This window comes from Cellvibrio sp. QJXJ (assembly GCF_024452345.1).
In the GTDB taxonomy this organism is placed as follows: Bacteria; Pseudomonadota; Gammaproteobacteria; order Pseudomonadales; family Cellvibrionaceae; genus Cellvibrio.
Genome location: NZ_CP101662.1, coordinates 3,868,611 through 3,882,036 on the forward strand (window position 1 = coordinate 3,868,611; position 13,426 = coordinate 3,882,036).

Consider the following 13,426-nt stretch of genomic DNA (forward strand, 5'->3'; position numbering starts at 1 on the left):
AATGAATAGTCCTGAGATATTGGATGCTGCTGAGCTGGCCTCGGGTCATATCACCCTGTGGGATGTGATTATCGCGGGCGGCGGGCTGGCGGGTTTGGGTTTGGCTAAACAGCTCAAACAGGCCAATCCTGAGTTATCGATTGTGGTAGTGGAAAAGCAGGGTTTTCCGCGCCCGCGTGCCATCGCCAAGGTGGGGGAATCCACGGTCGAAATAGGCTCCCATTACCTGTCGCATCACTTGGGTTTGCTGCAGCACCTGAAAGACAAACACCTCAAAAAATTCGGCATCCGTATATTTTTTGGCGAACCGGCCGATGATTTTTCCCGGCAGGACGAGCTGGGTGCCAGCCAAACCTTTGGTATTCCGACCTATCAGATTGATCGCGGCGATATCGAAAACCACCTCGCCGCCGAGCTGCAGGCGCTGGGTGTCACCTTGATCGATAAGGCCGATATTCTGCAGTTGGATGTGCGCGCTGAAACTGGCACTGCCTATGACAAGCAGCTGGTTATTCGCACTGCAACCGGTGAACAAACCCTGCGCGGCCACTGGTTGGTGGACACCGCCGGGCGCGCCAGTTTGCTTAAAAATCACCTGCACCTCGCCGCCAAAAACGAACACAAATCTAACGCCGTCTGGTTCCGTATTGACCGCACTATCACCCTCGATGATTGGTGCGAGAATCCCGAATGGCAGGCGCGCTGTATGCCCGAAGGGCGCCGCTGGTTGAGCACCAATCACTTGGTGGGGCCGGGTTACTGGGTGTGGATTATCCCGCTCGCCTCGGGTGTGACCAGCATCGGCATAGTGATGGACGACATCGCCTTTGACGCCAGTGGTATTGCGGATCAAACCTCGGCTATGGCCTGGTTGGCGCAACATCAACCGCGCTGTGCGGCGGCGATTGGCGATGCCAGGTTCCTCGATTTTGTATTGCTGCAGGACTACTCCTACGACTGCAAACAACTGTTCAGCGACCAGCGCTGGGCAATTGCCGGTGAGGCCGGTCTGTTTGCCGACCCCTTTTATTCACCCGGCAGCGACTTTATCGCCTTTGCCAATGGTTTTATCTGTTCGCTGATCACCGCCGAGCGCCGTGGGCAGGATATTCGGGTGCAGGCGCTGGTGTATGAAAAACTGCTGCGCTCCATCTACCAGAACACTCTGTCGCTCTACACCGGTCAGTACGGCGGTTTTGGCGACCGGGTGATGATGGGGTTAAAACTCCTGTGGGATTACAGCTATTACTGGGGTGTGCTCTCGCTGCTGTATTTCCGCGGCGCCCTATGCGACTTTGAGCGCATCCGCCCGCTGGCGGGTGAATTGCAAAAAGCCCAGCAGCTCAACCAATCCATTCAAGCCCTGTTCCGCACCCGCGCTGAGCGCCGTTTACAGCTGCCCAATCGCGGCGTGTTTATGGATCAATACCAAATCCCCTGCCTGCAGTTTTTTAACAAGGTGTTGATGGAGGCGCCGGTATTACCGCTGCCGGAAGAATTGGCGCGCAATATGGCACTGGTAGAACAGGTGGCAGCAGCGGTGCGGGATATGTTGGGTGATGCGCCTGAGCTTAGGATTAGTGATGCTGAGCGCGAATTGCTGGGGGCCTATCGGTTGAAGATATTAGGGAATGGCGGTTGAAGATATTAGGGGATGCCGGTTGAAAATACTGGGAAATGGCGGCTTAAGATTCTCGAGTGATGCTTATTTGTTGCGTAATTCGTGATAAAACGCCAACAGCTTCCCGCGCGGCAATTTACCGTTATCTTCGCGCGGTAGGGCATCCACCATCAGCAGCGGGCGCGGCATAAATATCGGGTCCAGGTGCGCGGCAAAACGGGCGCTGAGTTGTTGCTTGGTGATGTCTGTACCGACCACTAAAGCGACCGGGCGGGTCACGGTTTGTTGACCAGCGTCCGGCATAAATACCACGCCATCTACCACGCCCGGGGTGGCGAGCAGCAGTTTGTTCATCTCCACTAGCGAGCCGCGTTTGCCGGCGATTTCGATCATGTCGTCGCTGCGCCCGAGCAGGCGAAAGTGGCGGCCATCCTCGGTTTCAATCCGGTCTTGTAGCGGCTGCTCTTGCGGCAGGTGGCTGCCGCGAATCACCGATAAATCCTGTGCCAATTCCAAGCCATCAAATAGCTGCCACAGATCCGTTTGTGCGCTGCGGCGGCGCGCCATGGAACCCACTTCACTGCAGCCGTAAACTTCAATTAACTCACCCGCAAAACAGCTTTCTGCTGCCTGCGCCAAGTCTTGCGACAGCGGCGCGGTGGCGCAGAGTATTTGTTTGACGGGCGGCATGACCACACCGCTGTGCACCAGTGCACGCAGGTGAACCGGGGTGCTGATCAGCAAACGCGGCGCCGGTAATGGTTGCAGTGCCTGGGCGACATCGAGCGGAAACAGCGGGCGCGAATCGCTAATGCACAGGCGGCTAAACAGCGGCAGTAGCAGGGAGGTTTCCAGCCCCCACATATGTTGGGCGGGCACAGTGGCGAGGGCGAAGCGCAGCTGTTCGCGGTAGTCATCGCCCAGCATTGCCTGTGCGTTCATGTGGCTGCTGGTGACAAAGGTGTGCCAGGGTTTGAGGTTGGCTTTGGGTTGGCCGGTGGAGCCGGAGGTAAAGGCGATGGCGGCAAGTTGGTCGGCGCATATCTGCGGAATGTCGCGGCAAGCGTCGGCGCGTAAATCGGTTTCGTTAAGGTTGAACTGCGGGCAGGAGTCGAGCAGGTTTTCCAAGCCGTCGTGCAGCACATAACTAGCGGGATATTGCTCGCGCAGCAGCGCTTGGGTGGCCGGGGCGCGGTTCTGCGGCAGCAGGTTCGTCTGCCCGCGCACCAGCGCGGCGCAAAAGCCGAGGGTAAATAAATAGCGGTTGTCGCACAGGTTGATGGCAAAACCAGCCTCGGGCAGGCGTTTGGCCAAGGCCAATACCTGGCCGATAAAAGTGCCCACACTGATCTCGCCCGCCGCGCCGCCTAATGGGCTTAGGGCGCTGCTGAGATGGGCGAAACAATCCTCCACCCGGCGCTCCAGTAAGGGCAGCCGGGCAGGGGGTTGCTTGGCGGTCATCGCGGAGTCGATGGGCATAGCACGAAGGTTAGCGCTTACTTATTGCTATTGGTCTGTACAAACTCGGCCAGTGAGGCGAGGGTGGCAAAGGCCTTGCGGGTGCGCTCGTCGTCGGCTTGCATTTGCACGCCGTATTTTTGCGAAATGGCGAGGGCGATTTCGAGTGCGTCGATGGAATCCAGCCCCAGGCCATCGCCAAATAAGGATTCATCCGGTGCTATCTCACTCGCCGCTATATCTTCCAGATTCAGTGCTTCTACCAGTAATTCGGCCATTTCCAATTGGGCAGCGGTTTGCGCAGACATAGATACCTCGATGTTATTGTGATGGATCGGCGTTATCGGCCAATCGTCGATGAAAAGCGGCGCAGTTTAGCGGCTTTGTGCCCCAAAATCACCCGCACTGCCTGAGACTTACCTTAACCTAACGAGGGTTTTTGGGTAAACTCGCGGCCTTTCACGTCACTCAGCCCCCAACCATAAGACACTGTTATGCCTATGCTTCGCCAGCACTATCTGCCCGCCAGTGCGGTGCCAGACACCAACCAACTGCTCACCCAACCGGGTGTTTTGGCCTTGGTGAACTTTGGCGACGCCTGTGTGCCGGGCGCGCAGCCGGGCATTATCCCGCTGGGTATGCCCTCGCTCAGCGATCAGCCTTGGGAGGTGATTCGCTACGGCGATTCAGTCGCCCAGCGCGGGGTGGACGAACACTGTCACTGGAGCCTGATTGAGGATGTACTCTGCGTCGCCACCTGGATTGCACCGGAGGATTGCAGCGACATAGAGGCCGCTACCGAAGTGGCCTATGGCCGCCTGTTTCGCGTGATTCAGGCCAAGGGCTTTCCCTATCCCTTCCGCATCTGGAACTTTATGCCCGATATCAATCGCGGGGACGGCGATCGGGAGGAATACAAAAAATTCTGCGTTGGCCGCCAGCGTGCGTTTGATGACTACCATGTCGCGCCGCAGGAGTATCCCGCCGCCTCGGCGCTTGGCCATCACACCAAAGGTGCGGTTGTCTATTTGCTCGCCGGGCGCAATTCCGGAGTGCATCACGAAAACCCGCGCCAGCAACCGGCCTATCACTACCCGCGCGAATACGGCCCGACCAGCCCCAGTTTTGCCCGCGCCACCAGCCTTGCGCTGCGCAGCCGGGAGCAGGTATTTATTTCCGGCACTGCCAGCATCATCGGCCATAACACCCAGGCGGTGGGCGATTTGCAGCAGCAGCTGGCCATCACCCTCGACAATATCCAGCACCTGCTGCGGCATGTGGAGCACGCGCATGCCAAGCTAAGTGCGATCCGCGTCTATCTGCGCCACGCGCAGGATGTGGCGGCGGCCCAGGCTTTTTTAGGCGCGCGCCTGCCTGCTGATGCTGTCAATTTTATCCACGCCGATATCTGCCGCAGCCAGCTGCTGGTGGAAATTGAAGCCCTGGCTTCACCCGGGGTATGAGCCAGCTCAATCGCTTCTGGCGCCTGCTGGCAACGGCTTTCTCCATCGCGCTGTTTGCCGCTGGCGCCCTGCTACTGGCGCTACTGCTGGCGCCGTTAATCCGCTTATTGCCTTGGTCGGAAACCCGTCGCCGCCATCTGGCGCGCCACAGCATCCAGCGCTGGGTGCGGCTGTATGTGGCGATTATGCGCAGCCTGGGGTTGCTCACGGTGGAGTTTGACGGGGTCGCGGCGCTGAACCAGCCGGGAGTGTTGGTGGTGGCTAATCACCCCACACTGCTCGATGCGGTACTGCTGATGTCGGTGATGCCCAATGCGACGTTTATCGTCAAAGCGGCGATGGCCCACAACCCCATTACCTGCTGGATAGTGGCGCTGGCCGGTTATATTCCCAATGACGAAGTGGGCGTGGAACTGGTGGAAAAAGCCGCTGCCGCCCTGCGCGCCGGTGAAACCCTGATGATTTTCCCCGAGGGCACGCGCACCGAGGGCGATGAACTCACACTGAAACGCGGTGCCGCCAATATTGCGCTGGCGGCGGCTTGCCCATTGCTGCCGGTGGTGATTTATTGTAAACCGCTAACCCTGCGCAAGCGGGAGCCCTGGTATCACATACCCCATCGCCCGCCGCATTTTATCCTGCGGGTACTGCCGCCACTGGAGTTGGCGGCGCTGGTTGACCCCAGTCAGCCGCCCGGTCTGCAGGCCCGTGCACTTACCGCTGGGCTGTACCAGTGCTTGCGCGATGGGCTGAATAACTGCCAGCGCGATGAACTGCAGAAGCAGCGCTAAAGCTTGTATAATCGCGCGCCGGTCGCGCCCAGCGCTACCTAATGGACGCCGCCCCGAGCGCGTCACCCTAAAAAAGAGTTAGCAAAAGATTCCCACTATGATTCATACCCGTGACAGCCTGTTGACGCGCATTGCCGACATACTGCAAGAGCAATTTGATGTGGAGCCAGGCTCCATTACCCTGGACTCGCGCCTGCGTGAAGATCTGGATATCGACAGCATCGATGCGGTGAATTTGATGATCGAATTAAAATCCATTACCGCCAAAAAAATCACCCTGGAAAATTTCCACCAGGTAAAAACCATCGGCGATTTAATTGATGCCATTCTGGCGTTTTTAAGTCAGGAAAACGCTCAAGGTCAGGCCGCTCACTAATGCCACGCCGCCGCGAACCCGCTGCACTGCTCAGTGTGGATACTGCCATCACTGTGCCGTTTTTTGATGTGGATTCCATGAACATTGTGTGGCATGGCCACTACTGCAAATATCTGGAAGTGGCGCGCTGCAATCTGCTCGATAAACTCGGTTACAACTATACCGATATGAAAAATTCGGGTTTTATGTTCCCGATTGTGGATATGCAAATCCAATACTTGCAGCCACTGGTATTTGAGCAGCAAGTGATAGTGACGGCGAATTTGGTGGAGTGGGAATATCGCCTGAAAATTCATTATCTAATTCGCGACGCGGCAAGTGGTGCCCTCCTGAGTAAAGCGCACACAGTGCAAGCGGCGGTGGATGCCAAGACCAAGCTGTTGCGCATCGGCAGCCCCGATGCGTTACTCGAAAAAGTAAAGCCCCTGTTACCCTAAACCTTGCGGCGCAAATTTCTATGAAAATAATGATGCGACCCACTCTGGCTTGCCTGTTGTTATTCAGCGTCATTGCCAATAGTGCGATGGCGGATGGCCGCGCTGCAAATGCGCAAGTTAATCCTGCGGAATTACTCAAACACTATTTACCGGAAAGTTGTTATCAAACCGGTCTGTACAAGCAACAAAAATCCATCGCCGGCATTAATAAATTGTTGGAGACCGAAGGCAGTTTTGCATATGCTTGCGATAAAGGTTTGCTCTGGCATACCGCTGCGCCGCTGCAGGAAACACTGGTCTATCAATTACAGGGCACAACCCATTTGGTGCGCGCTGACGGCAGCAGTCAAAAACTCTCTGGCGCTGTGCAACGTCAGCTGGGGCAAATGCTCAATCATTTGCTCGGCGGTAATAGTGCTTACCTGGAAAAAACCTTTGCCATAGTGGCAAGCGACACAGGTATTCAATTAACACCGCGCAAAAAGCGCATGGAAAAATTCTTGCGCCATATCCACATTACTCGCAGCAGTGATGCAGTCACTATTCGCCTGCAACACCAGGGCGATGAATACACTGCAATTCGTGTGTATGAGTTGCAACCTCTGCCATCACTCAATGCCGATCAATGCGTGCAACTGTTGGCCACAGCGCCGGTGGCATTAGCTTGCGCGCAATTATTAACTCCCTGATTTTTATTTAAGTGGACGCGTTATGACGCAGCAACTTTATCGCCGCTGGTGCAGCGCGGCTCTGCTATTGCTAACACTGGTGGCGCTGTATTGTTTTTGGGCAATCAACCGCAGCGGCCTGCAGATAGATACCAATCTGCGCAGCTTGTCGCCTTCGTTTACCCTGGACGCGGCCGTCAATCACGCGCTCAATAAAATGTCGGCCGATGCGGCGCAACAATTTATATTGGTATTGGCCCACCCGGATGAAGAGCGGCTCGCCGACGCCAGCGATGCGCTGCGCGCGATGATCGAAACCGATGCCGGTACTATCGCCTATGTTGATCGCAGCGAGTTGGTCGAGCGCTACATAAATCAGCTGCAAATGCATCCCTTTCATATTCTCGGTTCCGAGGCGCAGGCGACATTGGCCGAGGGCGATGCCGAAAAAATACTCGCCTTGGCGCAAACTAATTTGTATGGGGCGGGCGGCGCAGTGCGTTTATTGCCACTCACCACTGACCCGTTGGGCTTTGCCAATGAATATGCGCTGGGTTTATTGGATCGTCTGGCCTTAAACAATAGCGATGAAATACACGCAGTAATACGCGGTCAAAAAACACTTTTTATTGCTGCACATCAGTTGCAAATAAACAGCGACGCATTGGAAATGAATCAGCAGGATCTGGCGCTGCTGAGTATCAAGCAATTTATGGCGCAGTTAAAAAATGAATATCCCGACGTGGAAATTATTCAATCGGGCATTTTATTTTTTGCCGCCGATGCTGCGCAGTCGGCCCGCGCCGATATAGATACTATTAGCACGGGTTCGATGATTGGTGTGCTGCTGTTAATCCTCTGGGTATTTCGCGGTCCGCGTGCACTGCTCTTGCCTGCGTTGTCGATTGGCATGGGCTTGGCGTTTGCATTTGCTGTCTGTCATTTCTGGTTTGGTTCGATTCATGTACTCACTCTGGTATTTGGTTCCAGTTTGATTGGTGTAGTGGTGGATTACGCACTGCATTTTTATTATTTTCAGGCACACCATCCGCAAAGTGAAAATCGCCTGCCGCTTTACCGCGCTTTATTTTTAAGTTTACTCACCAGTGTGATTGGTTTTAGTGCGCTGGCTTGGTCGGGTTTGGCGGCACTGCAACAGGTGGCGGTATTTGCCGTGTTAGGGTTGGTATATGCCTGGTTGATGGTAATTGCCCTGGGACATTACTTAACCAAGGGCGTAAAAGTATACGATTCAAGTTTGCAGAAAATAGTTAAGGGGTTGTTGCGCTTGTTCGGAAAATTTCCCTCGCGTGGGATTGCGCCGCTAATCGCTGTATTTTTGCTGAGTGGTTTTTTCGTAAACGATTTTGAATGGCCTGTTAGTGACAATCCGCGCAGTTTTTTTGCAGCCAACCCTCAGTTAATTGAGCAGGAGAAACAGGTCAGCGCCTGGGTTGCCAGCCACGAGCCAGCCAGTTTTATTGTAGTGCAGGGCGACAGTGCACAGCAGATCTATGATCGTATCGCCGCTGTTCAAGGGTTGTTGGGCGAGCAGGGGCAGTTATTAGGAGTGCAGCAATTTTTTCCTTCCCCCCGTGAGCAGCAAGCCAATTATCAGCTTAATCAACAGCTTTATGGTGCGAACCCACTCGCACAGCAATTTATTAATCGTCATGAACTCAACGAAATATCGGCAGCCAATTTATCACTCGCCTATGCCCAGCAGGAAAATAATCTATTGAATCCGGCCGATTTTTTTACCGATCATGAAGCCGCGTTGCCACCGCTGTGGATTCAGAATGACACTGCATTAAATGCATTTCTGTTAATTCCCAAAGGTATGGATACCGATGTGATAGCGGAAAAACTCGCTGCGTTTGAAGGAGCATTTTTTTTCAGCGCCATGCAGGACTCGGAGATGTCCATGAAACTGCTGCGCCATTCCTCAATGGAATTGTTGTTATTGGCCTTATTGTTAATGGCGCTGTTGTTGCTCACCCGCTATCACTGGAAAAAAATGTTACAGCTAATTGCCATTCCGTTATTTGCGGTGGCAGCCAGTTTGATTTTGTTGGCACTGTTGGATATTCCGCTCACATTGTTTCATGTGATGGCCTTGTTTTTGGTGGTTGGGCTGGGTATGGATTATGTTATTTTTATCGCCGAAATGGCTGACAATACCGTAGAAACTTTATCGGCTGTGGCAATTTCGTCGACTACTAATCTTTTATCTTTCGGCTTATTGGGCTTGAGTATTTTGCCGGCGGTAAGCGCCTTTGGTATTGCGCTGTTTATGGGCAGCTGTTTTAACTTGCTGGGTGCGTTAATGCTGGCCAGTCGCAAGTGGTCGGCAAGTAAACAATAGCGCGCTCACCCTGTTTTCTTTTTTGTACATCAACTAGGGGCTGAAATAATGAGTAAACAACGTGTTCTGGTGACTGGTGCCAGCCGTGGCATAGGCAAAGCCTGCGCCTTAAAACTCGGCGCCGATGGGTTTGATGTGTGTGTGCATTATCGCTCCGGTAAAACTGAAGCCGAAGCGGTGGTCGCAGAAATTATTGCCACTGGCGGTAGCGCCAGTTTGATTCAGTTTGATGTGTGCGAGCGCGAAAAAGTGAGCGAGACTTTGCTCGCGGATATTGAAGGAAACGGCGCCTTTTACGGCGTGGTGTGCAACGCCGGTATCGCCGCCGACAACGCCTTTCCTGCGCTTACCGGCGAGCAGTGGGATTCAGTCATTCACACCAATCTCGATGCGTTTTACAACGTGTTGTATCCGCTGGTAATGCCGATGATTCGCCTGCGCAAAGGCGGCCGCATTGTTACCTTGTCATCGGTGTCTGGTGTGATTGGCAATCGCGGCCAAACCAATTACAGCGCCGCCAAAGCGGGCATTATCGGCGCGACTAAAGCGCTGGCCATTGAACTGGCCAAACGCAATATCACCGTTAACTGCGTTGCACCCGGCGTAATTGAAACCGATATGATCGAAGGCATTTATCACGGTGAAGCGATGAAATTAATTCCCATGCAACGCTTCGGCAAAGTGGATGATGTGGCCGCCACAGTGAGTTTTTTAATGTCCGATGCAGCGGGTTATATTACCCGGCAGGTGATTAGTGTGAATGGGGGCATGTGTTAAGGTAAAAACGAATCCCCCTTTTTTCAAGGGGGATTTTTTATACCCGCTTAAAAATCAGCGAGGTATTAACGCCACCGAAGGCGAAGTTATTACTCATAAAATACTGCGCTTGTAATTCGCGCACTTCATTTCTGATGTAATCCAGCTGGCCGCAGTTTTCATCCACATCATCCAAATTTAAATTGGGCGAGAACCAGTTTTCATTCATCATTTCTATGCCGAGCCAGGCCTCTAATGAGCCGCAGGCGCCGAGGCTGTGGCCGATATAACTTTTTAAACTGCTAAAGGGAATATGGCTGCCCATGACTTGTTGGGTGGCGAGTGATTCGGCGATATCGCCGTGTACTGTGGCAGTGCCGTGGCCGGAAATGTAGTGGATTTGTTCGGCATTTAACTGTGCGTCCTGCAAACTTTTTTGCAAGACTTTTGCCATGGTTGCCTGATTGGGGCGCACTAAATGATTGCCGTCGCAATTGGTGGCAAAACCGACAATTTCCGCCAGGATATTTGCACCGCGCGCAACGGCGTGGTCCCAGTCTTCCAAAATTAAGGTGCAGGCGCCTTCACCTAACACCAAGCCATCGCGCTGCGGGTCAAACGCGCGCGGCGATAATTCCGGCGTGGCATTTTTTAAACTCGCGGAATAAACCGTATCAAACACCGCGGCTTGGGTGGGGCAGAGTTCTTCGGCGCCGCCGGCGATCATAATGGTCTGCTGGCCGCTGCGAATCGCTTCATAGGCAAAACCAATGCCTTGGCTGCCTGCGGTACAGGCGCTGCTGGTGGTGTACATGCGCCCGCAGGTGCCAAACAGCACGCTGATGTTGACTGCCGCCGAGTGGCTCATCATGCGCAAATACGTGGTGCCATTTAATTTGGCCATGGATTTGTGTTCAAGCAGGCCAAAAAATTCCATCGCTGCGTCGCTACTGCCAGTGGCAGAGCCGTAAGCTACGCCGGTCGCGTCACTGCTGATAAGCGGATCTTTAAATAAGCCTGCGTGAATTAATGCCTGTTCGGTTGCGGCCACCGCCATTTGCGCCACTCGGCCCATGCCGCGCTTTTTTTTCTGGGTGTAATGGGCGGGCAAAATAAAATCATCCACGGGCGATGCAAGGCGGGTTTGCAATTCCGGGTATTGATCCCACTCGTGCATGTAACGCACGCGATTTTTTAATTGCAAAATATTGGCGCGGATAGTTTTCCACTCGTGACCCAGTGCGGAAATAGCACCGGCGCCGGTAATTGCGACACGTTTTGTCACGCACTTGCTCCTGTTGTTGATGGAATTTCCTGCTGTTCCTGGTCGGTGAGCGGCTTGCGAAATACCGATAATTTGGCGGACGCGCAGCGGCTGTGATCGCGCAGGTTGATAATCTCGCACTGGAAATTGGCGAGGCTATCGCCCACCACCGCGACTTCGCTGCAGCGTACTTGCAATAGATCACCGGCGCGAAAATAAGGTACAAACGCTTCGTATTTGCGCGTGCCCAATAACAAACCTAAATGCGGCGCCACTGTGCCCTGCTGCGATTGATAACCGGCAATCAATGCGGCGGTCTGCCCCATGTATTCCACACCAATCCAGCTGGGTACACCTTTGCCTGCAATAAAAAATGACGAACGTTCGCTGATGGTAATTTCCGCGCAGGAAAAATTCTGCCCCAATTCAATCACGCGATTAATTAACAGCATGGGTTCGCGATGGGGAATTAACTCGTAAATGCGACCATCAATCATGCGCGGCTGCCTCTGCTTTTGCTACCGACTCTGTTGCCGATTGGCTGCTGGCCCAGTAGGGATAAAAATTAAACCACTGCAGCGGTGCACGCGCCGCCTGCTGCTCCAGGGCGCTGGCGTATTGTTGCGCGTAGGCGTGTAATTGTGCGCCGCCGTCTTTGCGCGGCAGGGTTACCTGTTCGGCAAAAGGCACCAATTCAAAATAAATCTTGTGCGCCTGGCGGTAGGAAAACATTAATTGCACTTCACATTGCAATACTTTGGCGAGCATGTAGGGGCCAATGGGCAATTGCGCCGGGCGACCTAAAAAATCCACCGTCACCGTGCGCGCTTCGCCGCTTAAGGGAATGCGGTCGCCGGCGATAAATAACCATTCGCCATTATCAATTTTGGCTTTGAGTTGCAGGATAAGTGGAATATCCAATTCATTCACTTGATAAATATGAATGCGCGATTGCGGATTAATTTTTTGCATCGCCATCACAAAATTGGCCGAGTGCTGGTCGTAAACCAAGGCATTAATCGTGCGCGCTTTATAGCGCTGCACAAAGCCGCGACAGTATTCCAGATTGCCCAAGTGGGAGCCGATAATTAATTGGCCCTTGGTTTTGGCCATAAATTGTGCGAGTAATGGCTCGTTGACGATTTCAAAATCCTGTTCATTAATCGGTGTGCTCCAAGCCAGGAGTTTATCCAGAATACATTGGCCAAATGCGTACATATGGCGAAATACATCGCTATAACCCGGAATTTTACCTTGCCAGTAGGCGGGATATTTCTGTGCGTGGGTGCGTAAAAATTCGAGTGATGCTGCGCGCGCACGGCGATTGAGCAGAAAAAAATAAGCCATGATGGGGTAGAGCAGAATATTAAAAAACCGGCGGCCAAATACTCGCTGCAACCAGAGCAACAATAAAATGCCGCGAATGGTGCCTGACTCTTGCAGTGTGGACCAGTGCGCCTGTTTTTCGGCAGTCGTGTTTGTCATTAATTGCCCCGCAGTCGCTGCCATAACAGCAATGGCAGGCGCACTAACATGCCGAGCATTAACCGGCTGTGCAATTTAATTAACAGCAAGTTATCGCGCAGGTAATTAAAGTGCGACACACTCTGCTCCGGGTAGATCACCTGGGTATTAATAAAGATTAATTCCGTGTTTAGCCACACCGCTTTCACCAGCAGTTCAGTATCAAAATCCATGCGGTTGCCAACAAAATAATGGTCGAGCACCTGTTCAATTTGCGTTAGCGGGTAAACGCGAAAACCGCACAGGCCATCTTTAATTTTGAGCGACAGGGTTTCCACTGCCACCCAAAAATCTGTGACCTTGCGCCCGTACACTCGCGCCTTGGGGGCGGATGCATCAAACACCGGTTTACCGCAAATAATCGCCTCGGGCTGCTGCTGCGAAAGCTGCACAAATTTTTCAATGTCGGCGACATTGTGTTGGCCGTCGGCATCAATTTGCAGGGCGTGAGTGAAACCCAAACTGCGCGCAAATACCAAACCCGCTTTTACCGCCCCACCTTTGCCGCGGTTGCGGCGCAGCGCATAAAAATGCACGTTGGAATATGTTGCGCTGGCGGCGGCTACCTGCGCGCAGCTTTCAGCGCTGCTGCCGTCATCGACAATCACCAGCGGCAAACCACTGGCAACCAACTGCGGCAAAAACGCGATAAATTGGCGCTCGTGGTTGTAGTGCGGAATTAATAAACAATAACTCATAGTGG

14 protein-coding genes are annotated in these 13,426 nt (G+C 53.5%); 8 read left to right on the forward strand and 6 right to left on the reverse strand.

Going from position 1 to position 13,426, the window contains the following annotated elements:
- Position 1: 1 nt before the first annotated feature.
- Entirely contained in the window at positions 2–1,642 is a 1,641-nt protein-coding gene (locus NNX04_RS16665) for an NAD(P)/FAD-dependent oxidoreductase (RefSeq protein WP_261946516.1), read from the forward strand.
- A gap of 63 nt (positions 1,643–1,705) precedes the next feature.
- Here NNX04_RS16665 and NNX04_RS16670 read toward each other — a convergent pair whose 3' ends face one another.
- Positions 1,706–3,100, reverse strand: coding sequence for an AMP-binding protein (locus NNX04_RS16670; RefSeq protein ID WP_261946517.1), 1,395 nt, complete (start codon positions 3,098–3,100; stop codon positions 1,706–1,708).
- 17 nt (positions 3,101–3,117) lie between these two features.
- Positions 3,118–3,387, reverse strand: a complete 270-nt coding sequence (locus tag NNX04_RS16675) for a phosphopantetheine-binding protein (RefSeq protein WP_007638238.1) — start codon at positions 3,385–3,387, stop codon at positions 3,118–3,120.
- A 186-nt stretch (positions 3,388–3,573) separates the two neighbouring features.
- Here NNX04_RS16675 and NNX04_RS16680 point away from each other — a divergent pair, with 186 nt between their 5' ends.
- From NNX04_RS16680 to NNX04_RS16710, 7 genes are all read left to right on the forward strand, one after another.
- On the forward strand, positions 3,574–4,542 hold the full coding sequence (locus NNX04_RS16680) for a chorismate transformation enzyme, FkbO/Hyg5 family (RefSeq protein ID WP_157152419.1): 969 nt from the start codon (positions 3,574–3,576) through the stop codon (positions 4,540–4,542).
- Positions 4,539–5,333, forward strand: a complete 795-nt coding sequence (locus NNX04_RS16685) for a lysophospholipid acyltransferase family protein (RefSeq protein WP_261946518.1) — start codon at positions 4,539–4,541, stop codon at positions 5,331–5,333. The genes NNX04_RS16680 and NNX04_RS16685 overlap by 4 nt, the downstream gene beginning before the upstream one ends.
- Before the next feature lie 97 nt (positions 5,334–5,430).
- On the forward strand, positions 5,431–5,709 hold the full coding sequence (locus NNX04_RS16690) for an acyl carrier protein (protein ID WP_151055834.1): 279 nt from the start codon (positions 5,431–5,433) through the stop codon (positions 5,707–5,709).
- Positions 5,709–6,146 (forward strand): acyl-CoA thioesterase, encoded by a 438-nt coding sequence (locus NNX04_RS16695; protein ID WP_151055836.1) that lies wholly within the window; start codon positions 5,709–5,711, stop codon positions 6,144–6,146. The genes NNX04_RS16690 and NNX04_RS16695 overlap by 1 nt, the downstream gene beginning before the upstream one ends.
- Positions 6,147–6,166: 20 nt before the next feature.
- Entirely contained in the window at positions 6,167–6,835 is a 669-nt protein-coding gene (locus NNX04_RS16700; RefSeq protein ID WP_261946519.1) for a hypothetical protein, read from the forward strand.
- Between the two features lie 22 nt (positions 6,836–6,857).
- Positions 6,858–9,179: an MMPL family transporter gene (locus NNX04_RS16705; RefSeq protein WP_261946520.1), complete on the forward strand. Its 2,322-nt coding sequence runs from the start codon at positions 6,858–6,860 to the stop codon at positions 9,177–9,179.
- A 48-nt stretch (positions 9,180–9,227) separates the two neighbouring features.
- Positions 9,228–9,956: a 3-ketoacyl-ACP reductase FabG2 gene (locus NNX04_RS16710; protein ID WP_261946521.1), complete on the forward strand. Its 729-nt coding sequence runs from the start codon at positions 9,228–9,230 to the stop codon at positions 9,954–9,956.
- 37 nt (positions 9,957–9,993) lie between these two features.
- Here NNX04_RS16710 and NNX04_RS16715 read toward each other — a convergent pair whose 3' ends face one another.
- The 4 genes from NNX04_RS16715 to NNX04_RS16730 are packed head-to-tail and all read right to left on the reverse strand — an operon-like array spanning position 9,994 to position 13,421.
- Complete coding sequence (locus NNX04_RS16715; RefSeq protein ID WP_261946522.1) at positions 9,994–11,220, reverse strand: beta-ketoacyl-ACP synthase; 1,227 nt, start codon at positions 11,218–11,220, stop codon at positions 9,994–9,996.
- Entirely contained in the window at positions 11,217–11,696 is a 480-nt protein-coding gene (locus NNX04_RS16720; protein WP_261946523.1) for an ApeP family dehydratase, read from the reverse strand. The genes NNX04_RS16715 and NNX04_RS16720 overlap by 4 nt, the downstream gene beginning before the upstream one ends.
- Positions 11,689–12,684, reverse strand: coding sequence for an LpxL/LpxP family acyltransferase (locus tag NNX04_RS16725; RefSeq protein WP_261946524.1), 996 nt, complete (start codon positions 12,682–12,684; stop codon positions 11,689–11,691). The genes NNX04_RS16720 and NNX04_RS16725 overlap by 8 nt, the downstream gene beginning before the upstream one ends.
- Positions 12,684–13,421, reverse strand: a complete 738-nt coding sequence (locus NNX04_RS16730) for a glycosyltransferase family 2 protein (RefSeq protein WP_261946525.1) — start codon at positions 13,419–13,421, stop codon at positions 12,684–12,686. The genes NNX04_RS16725 and NNX04_RS16730 overlap by 1 nt, the downstream gene beginning before the upstream one ends.
- Between the last annotated feature and the right edge of the window lie 5 nt (positions 13,422–13,426).